Source organism: Paraburkholderia sp. BR10937 (genome assembly GCF_040965695.1).
Lineage (GTDB): Bacteria > Pseudomonadota > Gammaproteobacteria > Burkholderiales > Burkholderiaceae > Paraburkholderia.
On record NZ_JBFRCL010000004.1, the window covers coordinates 220,787 to 238,915 of the forward strand.

At 65.6% G+C, this 18,129-nt stretch carries 14 protein-coding genes and 1 pseudogene; 10 read left to right on the forward strand and 5 right to left on the reverse strand.

The features are described 5' to 3' along the window. The first annotated feature begins 194 nt into the window (after window positions 1-194). The 4 genes from AB4Y44_RS05645 (at window position 195) to AB4Y44_RS05660 (ending at window position 4,891) form a co-directional block, all read left to right on the forward strand. Window positions 195-1,457: an ABC transporter substrate-binding protein gene (locus tag AB4Y44_RS05645; RefSeq protein ID WP_342919901.1), complete on the forward strand. Its 1,263-nt coding sequence runs from the start codon at window positions 195-197 to the stop codon at window positions 1,455-1,457. 91 nt (window positions 1,458-1,548) lie between these two features. Further along, a complete protein-coding gene (locus AB4Y44_RS05650) occupies window positions 1,549-2,424 on the forward strand; it encodes a branched-chain amino acid ABC transporter permease (protein ID WP_342919713.1) in 876 nt (291 codons plus the stop codon). A 23-nt stretch (window positions 2,425-2,447) separates the two neighbouring features. Continuing rightward, window positions 2,448-3,374 carry a branched-chain amino acid ABC transporter permease gene (locus tag AB4Y44_RS05655; RefSeq protein WP_324153681.1) on the forward strand — a complete coding sequence of 309 codons (927 nt, stop codon included), beginning with the start codon at window positions 2,448-2,450 and terminating at the stop codon, window positions 3,372-3,374. Beyond that, complete coding sequence (locus tag AB4Y44_RS05660; RefSeq protein ID WP_368698933.1) at window positions 3,371-4,891, forward strand: ATP-binding cassette domain-containing protein; 1,521 nt, start codon at window positions 3,371-3,373, stop codon at window positions 4,889-4,891. Before AB4Y44_RS05655 ends, AB4Y44_RS05660 begins: the two co-directional genes overlap by 4 nt. A gap of 32 nt (window positions 4,892-4,923) precedes the next feature. On the opposite strand, the gene AB4Y44_RS05665 is transcribed toward AB4Y44_RS05660, so the two are convergent. After that, window positions 4,924-6,666, reverse strand: coding sequence for a Na/Pi cotransporter family protein (locus AB4Y44_RS05665; protein ID WP_368698934.1), 1,743 nt, complete (start codon window positions 6,664-6,666; stop codon window positions 4,924-4,926). Window positions 6,667-6,705: 39 nt separating this feature from the next. Continuing rightward, window positions 6,706-9,480: an HAD-IC family P-type ATPase gene (locus AB4Y44_RS05670; RefSeq protein WP_368698935.1), complete on the reverse strand. Its 2,775-nt coding sequence runs from the start codon at window positions 9,478-9,480 to the stop codon at window positions 6,706-6,708. Window positions 9,481-9,633: 153 nt separating this feature from the next. On the opposite strand from AB4Y44_RS05670, the gene AB4Y44_RS05675 reads away from it, so the two are divergent. From AB4Y44_RS05675 to AB4Y44_RS05685, 3 genes are all read left to right on the forward strand, one after another. Beyond that, on the forward strand, window positions 9,634-10,542 hold the full coding sequence (locus AB4Y44_RS05675; RefSeq protein ID WP_342919709.1) for a LysR substrate-binding domain-containing protein: 909 nt from the start codon (window positions 9,634-9,636) through the stop codon (window positions 10,540-10,542). Between the two features lie 168 nt (window positions 10,543-10,710). Then, window positions 10,711-12,018 carry an MFS transporter gene (locus tag AB4Y44_RS05680; protein WP_368698936.1) on the forward strand — a complete coding sequence of 436 codons (1,308 nt, stop codon included), beginning with the start codon at window positions 10,711-10,713 and terminating at the stop codon, window positions 12,016-12,018. Window positions 12,019-12,042: 24 nt separating this feature from the next. Then, complete coding sequence (locus AB4Y44_RS05685; RefSeq protein ID WP_368698937.1) at window positions 12,043-13,281, forward strand: amidohydrolase family protein; 1,239 nt, start codon at window positions 12,043-12,045, stop codon at window positions 13,279-13,281. Between the two features lie 60 nt (window positions 13,282-13,341). Here AB4Y44_RS05685 and AB4Y44_RS05690 read toward each other — a convergent pair. The 3 genes and pseudogenes from AB4Y44_RS05690 to AB4Y44_RS05700 form a co-directional block, all read right to left on the reverse strand. Beyond that, a pseudogene (locus tag AB4Y44_RS05690) lies at window positions 13,342-13,554 on the reverse strand (VOC family protein); the annotation flags it as partial. 181 nt (window positions 13,555-13,735) lie between these two features. Next, window positions 13,736-14,302 carry an XRE family transcriptional regulator gene (locus AB4Y44_RS05695; RefSeq protein WP_342919705.1) on the reverse strand — a complete coding sequence of 189 codons (567 nt, stop codon included), beginning with the start codon at window positions 14,300-14,302 and terminating at the stop codon, window positions 13,736-13,738. A 116-nt stretch (window positions 14,303-14,418) separates the two neighbouring features. After that, window positions 14,419-14,805: a tautomerase family protein gene (locus AB4Y44_RS05700; protein WP_368698938.1), complete on the reverse strand. Its 387-nt coding sequence runs from the start codon at window positions 14,803-14,805 to the stop codon at window positions 14,419-14,421. Window positions 14,806-15,146: 341 nt separating this feature from the next. Between AB4Y44_RS05700 and AB4Y44_RS05705 the strand changes: the two genes are divergently transcribed. The 3 genes from AB4Y44_RS05705 (at window position 15,147) to AB4Y44_RS05715 (ending at window position 18,128) form a co-directional block, all read left to right on the forward strand. Then, window positions 15,147-16,520, forward strand: coding sequence for an LLM class flavin-dependent oxidoreductase (locus AB4Y44_RS05705; protein ID WP_368698939.1), 1,374 nt, complete (start codon window positions 15,147-15,149; stop codon window positions 16,518-16,520). Between the two features lie 64 nt (window positions 16,521-16,584). Continuing rightward, window positions 16,585-17,091 carry a flavin reductase gene (locus tag AB4Y44_RS05710; protein ID WP_342919702.1) on the forward strand — a complete coding sequence of 169 codons (507 nt, stop codon included), beginning with the start codon at window positions 16,585-16,587 and terminating at the stop codon, window positions 17,089-17,091. Then, window positions 17,088-18,128: an MFS transporter gene (locus tag AB4Y44_RS05715; protein WP_368698940.1), complete on the forward strand. Its 1,041-nt coding sequence runs from the start codon at window positions 17,088-17,090 to the stop codon at window positions 18,126-18,128. The genes AB4Y44_RS05710 and AB4Y44_RS05715 overlap by 4 nt, the downstream gene beginning before the upstream one ends. The last annotated feature ends 1 nt before the right edge of the window (window position 18,129 follow it).

Genomic DNA, 18,129 nt, shown 5'->3' on the forward strand with positions numbered 1-18,129 from the left:
CCGCCGGCCTCGCCGCGAGGCCGGATTTATGCCGCTTTGCACCATGAAATCAGCACCTTATCCGTATGTTACCTGTCATCGTTTTTCCCGATTGAGCGCGTAAAGGCTGGTGATACTGTTGTGGGCACATTCTTCAAAGCAGCAATGTAGCGGGCAGATGTTCCTCAACGATCCTGGCGAATCGGAGATGCATGATGTCCAGTAACGGCGTGTGGCGAAACCTTCATCGCGTAGCGGCGACGGGCATGGTGGCAGCAGGGCTGGGCCTCGCGGCCGGCGCGCATGCCGCGGGGGACCCGATCAAGATCGGCGTGATCAGCGAGGAGTCCGCGGTCGCGGGCGCCTCGATCAGCAAGGCGGCACAGCTCGCCGCGGACGAGATCAACGCGAGCGGCGGCGTAGATGGCCGGCCCATCCAGATCATCGCGTACGACGACCACTCGTCGGCCTCGGACGGCGTGCGCGCGTTCCAGCGCGCCGCGACCCAGGACAAGGTCGTCGCTGTGATCGGCAGCTATATCAGTGAAGTGGCGCTCGCCATGGAACCCTGGTCGGCACGGCTGAAAATGCCCTTTATTACGCCGGGCGCCGCGAGCAACGATATTTCGAAGCACGTCCACGACGACTACGACCACTACAAGTACACGTTCCACGGCTGGATGACGTCGGCATTCATCGCGCAGTCGATCTGCGATTTTTCTCACGATATTCTCGTCGACCAGTTCAAGATGAAGTCGACGGTCGTGATGAGCGAGGACGCCGCATGGACCAAGCCGCTCGACGAGCGCTTCATGGAATGCCTGCCCAAGGCCGGGCTCAAGGTGGTCGATCATATCCGCTTCAATCCGGATACTTCGGACTTCACACCAATTTTCAATCAGATCGAGGCCAGGCACCCCGATACGATCACCACGGGCATCAGCCACGTGGGCGTGCAGCCGACGGTGCAATGGCACGATCAGCAGGTGCCGATCCCGATGTCGGGCCAAAGCTCGCAGGCCACGACCACGAGCTTCTGGAAGGACACGAACGGCGCGACGGAGGGCGTGATCACGGCTTCCGCTGCGGCACCGGGCGTGGCGATCACGCCGAAGACGGTGCCTTTCACGGATGCGTATCAGAAGAAGTTCGGCGTATCGCCCGCGTATTGCGGCTTCTCGACCTATGACCTCGTGCACATCCTCGCGGATGCGATCAAGCGCAACAAGGGCTCGACCGATCCGGACCAGATGGTCGCCGCGCTCGAGAAGACGGATTACGTCGGCACGATCGGGCGCTGGCAGTTCTACGGCAAGGACGACCAGTTCACGCACGCGCTCAAGTACGGCCCGGGCTACATCACCGGCATCAACCTGCAATGGCAGGACGGCAAGCAGATCGCGATCTGGCCCAAGTCCGTTGCGAACGGCAAGGTCAAGTTCCCGACCTTCATCAAGATCCAGCAGGCCGCGAACTAGCTTCGCAGTGCGTCGCGCCGTGCGGCCCTTCGTTTGACGATGGGCCGCACGGCGCATGTTGCGACACGCCAACCCACCTGAAAGGCCGGACATGCTGCTCTTGCAGATCCTCATCGACGGCTTCGCCATCAGCTCGCTCTACGCGCTCGGCGCCATCGGCTTCACGCTCATTTTCGGCGTCTCTGGCATCTTGAATCTCGCACATGGCGGCGTGATGCTCGTCGCGGCGCTGATGGGCTGGATGCTCGCGGGCGAGGCGGGCCTCGGCACCTGGCTCGGCACGCTGCTGGGCGTGGTCGCCGGTCTCATCGCGGCCTATGTCACGTACCTGATGGTGGTGCGGCCTATCCAGCGTTCCGCCGCGATTCCGGGTGAAGAGAAGGAAATCTTCGTGCTCACCGGCACCTTGCTGTGGGGCATCATGATCCAGCAGGGCATGGCCTGGCTCTTCACCGACAACCCGGTGACGATGCGCCCGCTCATCAGCGGCGTGGCGATGATCGGCAGCGTGCGCGTGCCGTTCAACGAGATCATGATCGCCGTGGTCTGCTGGGCCGTGATCGGCCTCCTGTGGCTGTTCGTGAATCGCACGCGCGCGGGCAAGGCGCTGCTCGCCGCCTCGATGAATCCGCGCGGCCTCACGCTGCTCGGCTTCGAACTCTCGCGCATCTATCTGCTTGCGTGGACCATCTACGGCGTGCTGGCGGGCATTGCGGGCGTGCTGCTCGCGTCGTTCCTCGGCGTGAGCACGAACAACGCCGGGCAGCTCACGGCGAGCGCGTTCTCCATCGTCGTGCTGGGCGGGCTCGGCAGCGTTTCCGGGTCGTTGATGGCCGCGTATGTGGTCGGCTATCTGGAGACCGTCACCGCGTATCTCGTTGCGCCGACGCTGCGGCCGCTGCCCGCGCTGCTGCTGCTGGTGCTCGTCGTGTACGTGCGGCCCCAGGGCTTCCTGGGACGTCGCTAACCGAGCGAAGGGAGCACATCGACATGTCCGGTCTTCTTCGTTCGCGTGGGGTATGGGTGGCCGTGTTGCTCGCCGTCGCGGCGGCCACGCTGCCCTGGTGGATGTCGGGGTATATCCTCGGCGTGCTCACGGTCGCGTATTACTTCGGTGTGTTCGCGATGTCGTGGGATCTGCTGTTCGGCTTTGCCGGCGAGGTCAATTTTGGCCCGACGTTCCTGATCGGCCTCGGCGCCTATTCGGCGGCCATCATCGATGCCCACTGGGGTCTGCCGATTCCTGTCTGCGTGATTGCGGGCGGCCTTTTCGCGCTGGTGGGCGGCCTGCTGCTCGCGGTGCCCGCGCTGCGGCTGCGCGGTCCGTACTTCGGCCTCGTCACGCTCGTGGCGGTGCTGCTGCTGCAGAACGCCATCGTGATTTTCGCGGGCGTGACGGGCGGCGAGATCGGGATGATGGTGCCCGACGTGATGTCCGTCGACGCGAACCACAACTACTGGATCGCGCTGGCGTTTCTGGTGGTTTGCGCGATCCTGCTGTTCGGCCTCTCCCGCTCGGCCATCGGCCTCATCCTGCAGGCGAGCGGCCAGGACGCCACCGGCGCGCAGGCGCTGGGCTTCAACGTCACGCGGCACAAGCTCGTGGCCTTTTGCATCAGCGCCGTGTTTTCGGGCGTGGCGGGCGCGATGCTGGTGTTCTATCAAGGCACGGCATCCGTGAGCACGGTGGTGGACCTGAGCGTCGGCGTGCAGATCATCATCGCGGCCGTGCTCGGCGGGCGCCGCACGATACTCGGCGCCGTGCTCGGATCGATCTTCCTGATCGTGGCCGGCGAGTTCCTGCGCCCGCTCGGCCAGCTCAACACGTTCGTCGTCGCGGCCGTGGCGCTCGCGGCGCTGCTGTTCTTTCCGGACGGTTTGCTCGGCAACCTGCTACGGACGAGGGAACGCCAATGAACGACACGCCGCTGCTCTCCGTTCGCGGGCTGACCAAGCGCTTTGGCGGTCTCGTCGCGGTGAAGGACATTGGTTTCGACATCCGGCCCGGCGAGATCCTGGGCCTGATCGGACCCAACGGGTCCGGCAAGTCGACCGTGATGAAGCTCATCATGGGCATCGAGCGGCCCAACGCGGGCTCGGTCAAGGTGAACGGCGTGGAGATGGCCGGCTGGGCGCCGCACCGCATCGCGCGCGCCGGCGTGGGCATCGTGTTCCAGCATTCGCGCCCCCTGCATCGGCAAACGGTGCTGGAGCACATCAAGCTCGCGCTGCTGCCGGACTCGCTCGTCAAGCTCGCGGCCGAGCCGCATGTGCATCAGCGCGCGCAGGAAATTGCCGCGCGCGTGGGGCTGGCCGCCGTCATGCACCGGCATCCCGCCACGCTGCCGTTCGCGGACCTGCGCCGCATGGAGATGGCGAAAGCGATTGCGCGCGACCCGCAGGTCGTGCTCGTCGATGAGCCCTTCGCAGGACTCACGGTTGCGGAATCGGACGCATTCTCCGAGCTGATTCGCGGTTTTCGCGCGGAGGGGCGCGCGGTGCTGCTGGTCGATCACAACGTCAAGAGCCTTTCAGCGCTCGCCGATCGCGTGCTCGCCATGTACCTTGGCGAGCACGTTGCCGAAGGCACCGCTGAAGAAGTGATGCAAAACGAAACCGTGCGCCGCGTGTATCTGGGCGGCAAGCTGGAACTGCGTCAGCGCGCGAGCTTTGCGGGCGAAGCGAAGCGCGCCATCCTCGAGGTCTCCGACGTGCGCGTGCTGTACGGCAAGGCATGCGCGCTCGACGGCGTGAGCCTCCACGTGCGCGAGGGCGAGTTCGTTTCGGTGGTGGGCCTCAACGGCGCGGGCAAGACCACGCTGTTCAACGCGCTCTCGGGCCTCCTGCCGTACAAGGGGGCGATCCGCTTCGACGGGCGCGACCTGAAGGGCATGAGCGGCGCGGCCGTCTCGCGCGCGGGCCTCGTGCAATGCCCGGAAACGCGCGAGTTGTTCGGCGACATGACGGTGCGCGAGAATCTCGAACTCGGCGGCTATCATCTCTCCGACGAGGTGCGCAAGAAGCAGCTCACGTGGCTCTATGACCTCTTTCCGATCCTCGAGTCGCGCCAGGGCCAAACGGCGCGTACGCTCTCGGGCGGCGAGCAGCAAATGCTGGCCATTGCGCGTGCGCTCATGCCCCAGCCCAGGCTGTTGATACTCGACGAACCGACGCTCGGGCTCGCGCCCGTGATCCTGGAACAGCTTTCGAAAGCGCTCGATGCGCTGCAGCAGTCCACGCCCATTACCGTGCTGCTGGGCGAGCAGAACGTTCGCTTTGCCCTGCCGCACGCGGACCGCGTCTATGTGCTGGAGCATGCACGCATCGTCTGGGAGGGGAGCGCTTCGCGTTTCGAGGCGGAGATGGGACGCGGCTTTCTCGAAGCGGTGCCCACCAGCGATCCTCACGCGCTGAGCTCGGGCGCGACGCGTTGAAGACGCACGCGCAGCAGGCGCGTGCCGTCTCTTTATACCTGGGCTTCTGCCTCGGTCTCGGCCGCCGCCTCTGCGCTTTCCGGCTCCAGCACTTTCACGTCGTGCAGCCACCGCGTGGCCTTGGCGATGGCCCGGGAGAGCCGCGCCACTTCGTTCAACTGCTCGATCACGTCGTTGGCGAAGCGGAACAGGAACGCCGCGCCCTCGTTGCGTAGCTGCAGCGCAGACATGATGTGCTGCCGCGCGAGGTCGGACTGAGCTTCGATTTCCGGCTTGGCGTTGACGATGCCCGTCACGACGTCGGCCTCCGGGTGCGCGATCATCTGCACGGAAAGCGTGAAACGCTCGATGACGGACCTGGCGAACTGCAGCAGCTCGGGGTTGCTCGCCAGCACGGTCACATCCGCGCTTTGCGCGGCGCGCCGCTGGCTTAGCGCGAGCATGCTCGTGGTGGCCACTTCGCGGATGGCGTCGAGGCAGGTCGTAATCCGCGCGAGATCCACCACCTGCCGGCCTTCGTCGTCGCTTTGCACGGCGTCGGAGAGCTTGCCGATATACGTGAGGATGGCGGTGCTGAGCGAGTCCGCCGCCTTGTCCTCGTTCGTCACTGTGGAAAGCGCGTGCGTGGAGCTTTCGACCAGCAGCCTCGCGCTATGCTCGACGAGAATCTGCACGAGCTTGCCGAGCGCAGCCAGTTCGAGTTGCACGCGGGCAATGGCGAGCGCCGGCATTTCGACCAGCGTTTCATCGAGGTAGCGCGGCACGCCGGGGTCCTGCCACCCTTCGCGGCGCGCCGGTGCGAGGCGTTCGGCTAGCTTCGCAATCGGCCCGGTGAACCAGATCAGCACGAGGGTGCTGAACACGCTGAACACCGTGTGTGCATTGGCGGCCTGGCGCGGCGTTTCCGCCGCGAGGCGCGCGGCGCCGGTCAGTTCGGGCGCGGAAGGCGAGATCATGCGTACGAAATCGGCGAACTGGGGAATGATGAAGGCGAAGAACAGCACGCCAAGCACGTTGAAGATCAGGTGGACGATACCGACTTGCGCCGCCTCCGCCGATTTGCCGATCGAAGCGAGCAGCGCCGTGCCACAGGTGCCCACATTGGCGCCGAGTATCAGCGCAATGCCCGATTCGAGCGGAATCAGCCCCTGGCTGCCTAGCGCGATCACGATTGCGAGCGTGGCCGCCGAGCTTTGCACGATGGCCGTGAACACGGCGCCGATCACGATGCCGATGAGCGGATTGCGCATGTTCTGCATCGCGTCGATGAACGGCTGGTAATCGCGCAGGGGCCGGGTGGCGTTGCCCATCATCTCGATGCCGAGAAACAGCAGGCCGAGGCCGAGCAGCGCGCCGCCTAGTTCGCGCAGCGTTTCGCGCTTCGCAAAGCCATACAGCAGGAAGCCGCCGCCGAGCATGAACGGCGTGAGCGCGGAGATATTGAACGCGATGATCTGCGCGGTGAGCGTCGAGCCGATATTGGCGCCCATGATCATCGGGATGGACTGCATCAGCGTCATGAGCCGCGCGGAAACGAAGCCCACCAGCAGCACCGTGGTGATGGTCGACGAGTTCAGGAGCGCCGTGATGCCGGCGCCCGCGAGCACGCCGCGAAACCGGTTGGCGGTGAGCGAACCCAGCAGCGATTGCAGGCGCGCGCCGGCAATCGTTTTGAGCGCGCCCGTCATCAGATCCAGCCCGAACAGGAACAGGGCGAGGCCGCCCACCAGCAATCCGGTTACCTCGACCAGGTTCAGGTTCGCACCAGGCAGCATGGCATTGGGCCCTCGCTCTCGAGACGGGACGAAACGATTCTACGCGTCATGGTACTGCCTTGTTGGTGCGCCGCGCTGTTGCGGGCTCACGGACTTCTTCAGCGACGGTATCGAACGAATGACGAGCTTTTCCAGCTCCACCACGAGGAAGAACAGGATCGCGCCCGCCACGAGCCAGAGCCATGCCGAGAGCGGCAGGGACTCGGTATCGAACACGGCGTGAAAGGGCAGCGTATAGGTGAACAGGATCTGCAGCACGATAACGGCACCAATGCCATACCAGAGATACGGGTTGCCCATGTGCGCGCGTACCGATAGCGCCGAATTGATCAGCGAGCGGCTGTTGAGCAGATAGAAGACCTGTCCCAGCGTGATGGCGTTGACGGCGGCCGTGCGCGCCATCGAGTCCGGCACGCCCTGCACCTTCATCCAGAAGAATGCGGCGAGCGTATAGAGCACGAGCGTGGCGCCGACGAAGAGAATGCGCCACACGCCGAATGGTGTGACGATAGGACGGTCGATCGAGCGCGGCGGGCGCTGCATCACGTCGTCCTCGTGAGGCTCGAAGGAAATCACGAGGCCAAGCGCGACGGACGTGATCATGTTCACCCACAGCACCTGCGGCGCGGTGATCGGCAGCACGAAGCCGAACAGGATCGCGATGGCAATCACGGCGCCCTGGGCGATATTGGTGGGCAGCATGAAGAGCATGGCCTTTTCGATGTTGTTGTAGACCGTGCGCCCCTCCTTCACTGCGGCCGAGATCGAGGCGAAATTGTCGTCGGCGAGGATCATGCCCGCGGCTTCCTTCGTGACTTCGGTGCCCTTGATGCCCATCGCCACGCCGATGTCGGCCTTCTTGAGCGCGGGCGCATCGTTCACGCCGTCGCCCGTCATGGCGACCACCTGGCGGTTGGCCTGGATCGCCTTCACGAGCCGCAGCTTGTGCTCGGGGCTCGCGCGCGCGAATACGTCCACGTCGCGCACGCATTCCTGCAAGGCGGCGTCGTTCATCGCCTCGATCTCGGTGCCGGCCACGGCCGTCTTGCCGTCGCCGATGCCGAGCATGCCCGCAATGGCGGCGGCCGTGACCTTGTGGTCGCCCGTGATCATCGTCACGCGGATACCGCCGCCGTGGCATTCGCGCACCGCGTCGATCGCCTCCTTGCGCGGCGGGTCCATGAGGCCCACGAGACCGAGCAGCACGAGCGTCTTCGGCAGGTCCTCGGGGCCGAGATTGCCCACTTCGAGGCCGGGGTCGGGCAGCCACGCAAGCGCCAGCACGCGTTCGCCCTGCGAGGCGAGCCGCTCGCCTTCGCGCGCAAAGCGCTCGCGGTCGAGCGGCGCGGGGCCGCTTGCCGTTTGCTGGCGGTCGCAGTTTTCGATGATTACTTCCGGCGCGCCTTTCACGAGCAGCATCTCGCCCTGCGCCGAGCGGTTCAGCGTGGCCATGAACTTGTGTTCGGACTCGAACGGAATGCCGTCGATGCGCGGCGCGGCGGCGGCTTCCGCGCCGCGGTCCATGCCGAGCTTGCCGGCGAACGGGTAGAGCGCGCCCTCAGTCGGGTCGCCTTCCACTTTCCATTTGCCGTCTTCTTCGAAGAGGCCGGCGTCGTTGCACAGTATGGATACGCGGCCCATGAGCGTGAGCACTTCCGGCCGCTCGGCGCCGAGCGCCTTGCCGCCCGTGCGGACCTCGCCTTCGGGTGCGTAGCCGTCGCCGGTCACTTCATAGGGCGCGTCGGCCGTCACGACCGAGGTCACCATCATCTCCATGAGGGTGAGCGTGCCGGTCTTGTCCGAGCAGATGCGCGAGACGGAACCCAGCGTCTCGACCGCGGGCAGGCGGCGGATGATGGCGTTGCGCTTCGCCATGCGCTGCACGCCGATGGCGAGCGTGATGGTAATGAGCGCCGGCAGCCCTTCCGGGATCACCGAGACCGCGATGCCCACCACGGCCTGGAACAACTGGATGAAGGTCATGTGGCCGAGCCAGTGGCCCCATGCGAACAGCAGCACGCTGATGATGCCGATGGCGATCGTAATGACGTATCCAAACTTCTTGATCTGGCGTAGCAGCGGCGTTTCCAGCGCGCTGACCTCGGCCAGCATCTGGTTGATGCGGCCAAGCTCCGTCTGGCTGCCCGTCGCCACGACGATGCCGGTCGCGCGGCCCGAGAGGACCATCGTCCCGGAAAAGGCCATATTCTCGCGGTCGCCCACGGTGGCCTGCGCCGGCACCGCACCGGTGTTCTTCTCCGCAGGCACGGATTCGCCGGTGAGCGCTGCCTCCTCCGTGCGCAGGTTCCGCGCCTCCACGAGGCGGATGTCCGCGGGGATCTTGTCGCCCGATTCCAGCAGCACGATGTCGCCGGGCACGACCTCGTCGGAGGGGACGAGGCGCCCCTCGCCCGCGCGCAGCACGCGCGCTTCCGCCGAGAGCATGTTGCGAATCGAGTCGAGCGCTTTCTCGGCGCGCCCTTCCTGCAGGAAGCCCAGCAACGAGTTGAGGATGACCACCGCGAAGATGATCGAGGCGTCGAGCCACAGGCTCAGCATCAGCTTGATGAAGCCCGCCGCGAGCAGCACATAAATGAGCACGTTGTTGAACTGGGCGAGGAACCGCACGAAGGGGCCGCTTTTCTTGCCCTGGGGCAGGACGTTCGGCCCATAGGTGCCGAGGCGCTGTGCGGCGTCCGCCACGTCGAGCCCTTGCGACGGATTCACGTTGAGCTGGCGCTCTATCTCGGCGGCGGGCATGGCGTGCCATTGCACTGCGCCCGCACCGCTTGCCGCACTCCCGGCAGAACTCATCTTCGCCCCCTTGGTTGCGCAGAGATTCAACGCAATAGTAAGTTTTTTTCGCGGCGGGCACGCGCAACCTGGTGCGCGTGCCGTTTTTGTTGGAGGCTGCCGCCGTGGGATGTATGGCAACATCTCCCTGACACGACCCGCCCGAGTCATTCCATGCGCATCACGCCTCTGCCTCCGCTGCCCTGCCTCGTCGCGTTCGAAGCCGCCGTGCGTCACGCCAGCTTCACGCGCGCGGCCGCCGAACTGCACCTCACGCAAAGCGCGATCAGCCGCCAGATCCAGCAGCTCGAGGAGTTTCTCGGCCGCTCGCTGTTCGTGCGCGAGCACCGCTCGCTGCGCCTCACGATAGCGGGCGAGCAATATGCGGCCCAGGTGCAACGGCTCCTCACGCAATGTGCCGAAGCCACCTTCGACGTGATGAAGCACTACGGCGACCTCGAACTGACCATTGCGTGCTCGTCGGGCGTGGCGGTGCTGTGGCTCACGCCGCGCCTGCCGGCATTCCGCGCGGCGTACCCCAACATCAAGCTGCGCCTGATCGTGCGTGACGGGCTCGCTACGATGTCGCCCGCGGAGTTCGACGTCGGCGTGTATTACGTGCGCCAGCAGGCGCCCACGCATTTCACCGCGCGCCGCCTCTTCAACGAAGAGGTGTTTCCCGTTTGCTCGCCCGGCTATCTCGCGGGACGCGCGCTCGCGCCTGCCGATCTGGCGGGCGAAACGCTGCTGCTGCTCGAAGACGGCCAGCGCCAGTGGATGTCGTGGCCCGAATGGTTCGACCTGAACGGCATGACGATGCCGAAGACCCCGCAGGGCATCACGATCAACCACTATCCGCAACTCGTGCAGCTCGCCATACTCGGCCAGGGCGTGGCGCTCGGCTGGCGCTACATGATCGACGCGTGCATCGAAGACGGTTTGCTCGTGCGCGTGGGCGAAAGCTCGGCGAGCCACGGCGGCGGCTACTACGTGATCTCGCCCAACGAACGCGCGCAGAACCAGGCGGCGCGCCTGTTCACGCGCTGGCTGTTCGAGCAGGCGGAGATGCAAACGACAGTGTGACGGAGTTGGCGGCGTTCAGGTGGCTCGCATGCGCTCAGCGCATGCATGCATGCGAATCTTTCGTTTCAGAAATTAATCGGGCTGTCATTAGCATGAGGAGCATGTAGGACAGCTCCGGGCGCGTAGTCGTTGGCGCGCAGCGACGATTAATCTGACAAGGAAGAGACCATGCAAGGAACGCTTTCACCTCGCGTCGCGCATGAAGCTGTCGCGACGACCGCGCAGCAGCGCCGCCGCGCGATCATAGCGACGGTATTGGGCAACGGCCTCGAATGGTTCGACTTCACGGTGTACAGCTTCTTCGCTGTGGTCATCGCGAAGCTGTTCTTTCCGACCGGCAACGAGCTGACTTCCGTGCTGCTCACGGTGGCGACCTTCGGCGTGGGCTTTTTCATGCGGCCGGTGGGCGGCATCGTGCTCGGCATCTACGCCGACAAGGTGGGCCGCAAGGCGGCGCTCTCGCTCACCATCCTGCTGATGGCCTTCGGCACCGCGCTGATCGGGCTCGCGCCCACCTACGAGCAGGCGGGCCTTGCCGCGCCGTTGCTGATCGTCCTTGCGCGCCTGCTGCAGGGTTTCTCGGCGGGCGGCGAGATGGGCGGGGCCACGGCGTTCCTCACCGAGTACGCGCCGCCGGGCAAGCGCGCCTACTATTCGAGCTGGATCCAGTCGAGCATCGGTTTCGCGGTGCTGCTGGGCGCAGCCACGGGCACGTTCGTCACGGCGTCGCTCGATGCGCAATCGCTGCATAGCTGGGGCTGGCGGCTGCCGTTTCTGATCGGCATTCTCGTGGGCCCGGTGGGCTACTACATCCGCAGCCAGATCGACGAGACGCCCGCGTTCAGCGCCGTGGAAGCGCAGGCGAAAGACAATTCGCCCCTCAAGGAGGTGTTCGAGCGCTACCCGCGCGAGACCTTCGCGAGCTTCTCCATGGTTATTCTCTGGACCGTCTGCACCTACGTGCTGCTGTTCTACATGCCGACCTATTCGGTGCGCACGCTGCATCTGCCGCAATCGACGGGCTTTTCCGCTGGCATGGTGGGCGGCCTGATGATCATGTGCGGCGCGCCGATCGTGGGCAAGCTGGCGGATGCGTGGGGCCGGCGCGTGTTCCTGAGCGGTGCCGCGTTCCTGATTCTCGTGCTGGCCTGGCCCATGTTCGCGTGGATCAACCGCGCGCCCGGCTTCGCCTCGCTCATCGTGTTTCAGGCCGTGTTTGGCGTGCTGATCGCCGCCTACACGGGTCCGATTCTCGCCGCCTTCTCGGAGCTGTTCCCGACCAAGGTGCTCTCGACTGGTCTCTCGGTGGCCTACAACTTCGCGGTCACGATCTTCGGCGGCTTCGCACCGTTCCTGATCACGTGGCTCATCGCGCGCACCGGCAGCAACATGGCGCCCGCGCTCTACGTGATCGTCGCGGCCGCAATCAGCCTGGTTGGCACCTTCTTCGTGAAAGAAGTGCGGCGCGCGAACTGAACGACTCCATCAGGAATCCACACAATGACCCTAACCGTACTCAAAGGCGGCAACGTACTCGACCTCGAACGCGGCGTGCTGCTCGAACATCATCACGTCGTGATTGAAGACGAGCGCATCGTGGAGGTGACCGATCGCCCCGTCGACCTGCCGAACGCAAACGTGGTCAAGGTGCGCGGCAAGACCGTCATGCCGGGCTTGATCGACTGCCACGTGCACGTGCTGGCCTCGAATGCGAATCTCGGTGCCAACGCCACGCAGCCCAACATCCTCGCGGCCATCCGCTCGCTGCCGATTCTCGACGCCATGCTCTCGCGCGGCTTCACGAGCGTGCGCGACGCGGGCGGCGCCGACTGGAGCCTGATGCAGGCCGTGGAAACGGGCGTGGTTCGCGGGCCGCGCATTTTCCCCTCGGGCAAGGCGCTCTCGCAGACGGGCGGTCACGGCGATTTCCGTCCGCGCGGCGATTTGCTCGAACCCTGCTCGTGCTGCTTCCGCACCGGGGCGATCGCGCGCGTGGTGGATGGCGTGGATGCGGTGCGTCTCGCGGTGCGCGAGGAGATCCAGAAGGGCGCCACGCAGATCAAGATCATGGCGTCGGGCGGTGTGGCCTCGCCGACGGACCCCATCAACAATACGCAGTACTCCGAAGATGAAATTCGCGCCATCGTGGCGGAGGCCGAAGCGGCGAACACCTATGTGATGGCGCACGCCTATACGGGTCGCGCCATCGCGCGCGCGGTGCGCTGTGGCGTGCGCACGATCGAGCACGGCAATCTCGTGGACGAAGCGGCGGCACAGTTGATGTGCGAGTTCGGCGCTTTCGTCGTGCCGACGCTCGTGACCTACGATGCGCTGGCCACCCACGGCGCGCAGTTCGGGCTACCGCCGGATTCGGTGGCGAAGGTGGCCTCTGTGCAGCAGAAGGGGCGCGAATCGCTCGAGATCTATGCGAAGGCCGGCGTGCAGATGGGGTTCGGGTCCGATCTGCTTGGCGAGATGCACGCGTTCCAGACCGGCGAGTTCCGCATTCGCGCGGAAGTGCTCGGCAATCTGGAGGCGCTGCGCTCGGCAACGAGCGTGGCTGCGGAAATCGTGAACAGGAAGGGCGAGCTGGGCGTGATCGCGGCGGGTGCGATTGCCGACGTGGTCGTGCTCGATGGCAATCCGCTCGCCGACATCGGCGTGGTGGCCGGCGAGGGCGAGCGGATCGAATACGTGCTGCAACGAGGGAAGATCGTGAAGGCGCGGGTGGAGGGCTGATCGCCCACCCTCGGTCAGATGTCGAACGTGCCGCGATATTCAGGCACGGCGTCCACGCGAGCCCAAGTGGAAGTTCCTGGGCCATGCCGGCGCGTCGCCGCTTGCATGGTCGATCACCACGTCGTAGCCGGGGCGCTTGAGGATATACGACTGCTCCCACGTTCCCGCAATGGTGAATCCCAGATGGCGCTCGAAGAAGGCCGCCATTGCGGCGGTATCGGCAGAGCGGAAGCTCAGGTGATTGAGCTTCATGGCTTGAATCACGTCATGCATCGTCGGTCTCTCATGGCGTGGCGGCGGCCCTGCGCCGTTGCCGCCTGAGGACTTCGGAATATATGCAAATGCCCACATTCGGCTACTCGCATTGGGCATGCACGCGCCATGCGCGCAAAACGCCTGTGCGATAGCCGATTCAACGATGCAGGAGAGGCGCCGCGACGACGCGTACTCGCATTCAGCGGCGCACGAGTGCCACGACGTACACGCACGGGCCCTTGCCCGGATTGAAGAACGCGCAGTCGGCCGGCGGCCCGAGTTGCAGGCAGTCGCCGGCCTCGAGCGTGTGGACCTGTTCGCCTTCCTCGAATACCAGCGTGCCGCTGCGCACCCAGATCTGCTGATGCTGGAACGTGAACGCCGACGCCGGATATGCAACGCGAACGCCGCCCGGCAACGCGATCTCCACGAGGTCGAGCATGCCGCCGTTGCGCGGCGAGACGGCCCGGCGCGTGTAGCCGGTTTCGGGGTCTTGCCAGATCTGCTGATCGGCGGCGCGGCTCAAACGCTCGCCAGTTTGCTCGGCGAGCGCGAGAAGCATGGACAGCTGCAGGCCAAAGGCGCCCGAAAGCCGGCCGAGCACGGTAGCGGTAGGGCTCGCTTCGCCGCGTTCGATCTTGCTGATCATCGCTTTGGAAACGCCCGAGCGCTCGGCCATGTCCGCGAGCGACCAGCCGCGCGATTCGCGCTCGATGCGCACGCGCGTGGAAATGGCGGAGGTGGGGTCGGTAAGCGGTCGGTTCATGAGTCGATTATACGGGCCGGCTTGTGGCGTATCGCTCAGGCGCAGAGATTATGAGTGGCTCCTCGCCGGTGCGCGGCTGTTGCGCAGTTTTACCGCGGTCCCCCAACCTCACGACGCTATGTCAATTCCCGGGTGATGAACTGCGCGCGCCCGCGGCCAAAGGACCAGTCCGCGTCGTCGTTCTCGACGATCGACACGACGACGTCGTCCGGCGAAATGCCGCATTGGGCTTGGAGCTTTTCGACGAGCAGGCGATAGAATTCGACCTTTTGCGGCTCAGTGCGCTTGCGGCTCACCGCGGTCAGCAAGATGACGTCTCTCGATCGCGCGTACCCGAGTCCCGTGTCTTCTACCACCAGCTCGCCCGGACGATGCTGGTTGACGCTCTGGTAGCGATCGGTAACGGGTACATCGAAGGCCTGCACCATGGCCTCATGGGCGGCATCGAGGAGCGCACGCAGCTGTTCGTCGGTGCGGCCCTCGAGGATGTCGAATTTGAGCATGGGCACGTGAACTTCTCCTTGTATGAGGCAGCGTCCGGGTGGCACTCCGCTAAGTCCGTCGCCTTCCTTGCCGCATCGCCATCCGCAACATGTCGGCCTCGACGTGTTCGAGCCCCCGTTCGAAGGGCAACGGGAACGGCAACGCTTCGTTCCGGCAAACATACGCGAACCGGTCGACCGGGACAAATGACGATCCGTGATGGGTGGCATCACATCCAGTGAACCCGGCAAGAGGCGTTCGCCTGAGCCCTACGCGGCAATACCGGAACAATCCCAGGTTTCATTAGTATCCGTTCGTCTACTATAGTAGATGGCATCGAGCGCGCCCAAAAGGAGCCGACATGCCACGTGAAATCCGTCTGAACGCTTTCGACATGAACTGCGTAGGCCACATTCAGCAAGGCTTGTGGACCCATCCGCGCGACCAGTCGAGCCGCTACACGGAACTCCGGTACTGGACCGACTACGCGAAGAAGCTCGAACGGGGCCTCTTCGACGGCATTTTCTTCGCGGATGTCGTCGGCGTGTACGACGTCTACGGCGGCAATGCCGACGCCGCGCTGCGCGGCGCGGTGCAGGTGCCCGTGAACGATCCCACGCTCGTCATCCCCGCCATGGCCGCGGTGACGCAGCATCTGGGCTTCGGCGTGACGGCCAATCTCACGTATGAACAGCCGTTTCTGTTCGCGCGGCGCATGTCCACGCTCGACCATCTCACGGGCGGGCGCATCGGCTGGAACATCGTGACGGGCTATCTCGACAGTGCGGCCCGCGCCATCGGCATGGATGGCCAGAACGCTCACGACGACCGCTACGATCTGGCCGACGAATACATGGCGCTCGTGTACAAGCTCTGGGAAGGCAGCTGGGACGACGACGCCGTCCTCAATGACCGCGCCGGCGGCATCTACACCGACCCAGCTCGCGTGCGGACGATTCATCATCGCGGGCCGCAGTACAAGGTGGATGCGATGCATCTGTGCGCGCCGTCTCCGCAGCGCACGCCGGTGCTCTACCAGGCGGGATCGTCCACGCGCGGCAGGCGCTTTGCCGCGACGCACGCCGAATGCGTGTTCATCAATGGTCAGAAGATGGAAGGCGTGAAGGAGATCGTCGGGGACATTCGGGCGCAGGCCGTGCAGCTCGGGCGCGCGGCCGACGACGTGAAGGTCTTTCTGGGCGCGACGCTGATCGTCGGACGCACGGATAGCGAAGCGCGCGAGAAGTTCGACGAGTACCGGCGCTACGTGAGCCCGGAAGCGGCGCTCGCGCACGCGGCGGCGTCGCTTGGCATCGACTTCGCGCGTTACGATCTCGACGAGCCCATCGAGACGGGCAAGAGCCAGGCGATCGTGTCCAACGTCGAAGCCATGACGCGCAGCGCCGGGCCGCAATGGACGCGCCGCAAGCTGCTCGAGCAGATGGTCCTCGGCAGCCGCCAGGCGCCGTGGGTGGGATCGGCCGAGCGCATCGCGCAAACGTTGATCGAGTGGAGCGAAACAGCGGGCGTGGATGGCTTCAATCTCTCGCGCACGGTGGTGCCGGAATGCTTCGACGACGTGGTCGAACTGCTGGTGCCCGAACTGCAAACGCGCGGCGCCTATAAAAGCGCGTATCGTGAGGGCACCCTGCGCGAAAAGCTCTCCGGCGGCGCACGCCTGCCGGCGTCGCACGCGGCGGCGCAGTATCGCGGCGCGCGCGTGAACGAGGCATGAACGAGGCGTGAAAACCGGGTACTGAATTCCCGCTACGAGGAGACCGCGGCAAGCGGGCAAAAATATGGTAGACAAATCCCTCTTTCGCGACGCCATGTCCGGTCTTGGCGCCGCCGTGAACATCGTCACGACCGACGGCGACGCAGGGCGCGCCGGCTGCACGGCGTCCGCCGTGTGCGGCGTGACGGACGAGCCCCCCACGCTGCTCGTCTGCATCAATCGCACGAGCCGCAACAACGCGATCCTGCGCGCGAACAGGCGGCTCTGCGTGAACGTGCTGGCCGCCGACCAGCGCGAGGTGGCCGCGCGCTTCGCCACGAAAGACATCGACATGGACGAACGTTTCGCGCTCGCCGAATGGTATCGGCTCGAAACGGGCGCGCCTGCGCTGCGCGGCGCCGTGAGTTCGTTCGATTGCCACATTGCGCGCACGACCGAAGTTGGCACACACACGGTGTTCTTCTGTGAGATCAAGGCGGCGCGCATGATGGGCGGGCGCGACGGGCTGATCTGGTTCGGCCGCGCGTTTCATCGCGTGCTCGCACAGGCGCACGCGGCAGCGGCTGCGTGAGCGTGGCGCGCACGCCTTCCCGAGGCGCTGCCGGTTCCCGTTCGTCGGACGAAACGGGCCCGCCAGGGCTTGGCACGGCGCAACGCGGCAAGGCCGCCTCGCTCGCGTTGCTGCTCCTCGCGCAGGTGGCGGCGATGGGCGTCTGGTTTTCGTCGAGCACCGTGGTGGTCCTCATCAAGCAGGCGCACGCCATTGCCGCGTTCGACGAAGCCTTGCTCACGAGCGCCGTGCAGTGCGGCTTCGTGGCCGGCACCATCACGTCCGCATTGCTTTCTCTGCCCGACCGCTACGATCTGCGCCGGTTGCTCGCGGGTTCCGCGCTCGTGGCGGCCGTGGCCACCGCATCGCTCGCGTTCCTGCCGCCGGTCGGCGGCGCGGTTGTCGCGCTGCGGTTCATCACCGGCATGTGCATGGCGGGCGTGTATCCGGTAGGCATGCGGCTCGCGGCCACCTGGGCACAAGGCGATCTCGGTCTGCTCGTCGGCCTGCTCGTGGGCGCGCTCACGCTCGGCTCGGCAAGCCCGCATCTGCTGGCGGCCACGGGCGGGCTCGGCTGGCGCACGATCTATGGCGTCGCCGCGGCGTGCGCGGCGTGCGCCGCGATGCTGATCGGCTTTGCGAGCATCGGACCGAACATCCGGCGCGCCACGCGCATCGACGTTGCGAAGGTCGCGCAGGCGTGGCGGCGGCCCGCCCTGCGGCTCGCCAATCTCGGCTACCTCGGCCACATGTGGGAGCTTTACGCGATGTGGGCGTGGCTCGCGCTGTTCCTGCAGCAAACGTTCGTCGCGCGCGGCATGGCCAACGCCCGTACGCGCGCGGAGTGGATGACCTTCAGCGTGATCGCGATCGGTGCGATGGGCGCGTGGCTCGGCGGCGTGCTGGCGGACCGCGTGGGGCGCACGGCGGTCACGGTCGGCGCGATGGCGACGAGCGCAACGTGTGCCGCGCTGATGGGCTGGCTGGCTCACGCGCCGCTCATCGTGATGGGCGCGGTCGCGCTCGTATGGGGCGTCTCGGTGATCGCCGATTCATAAA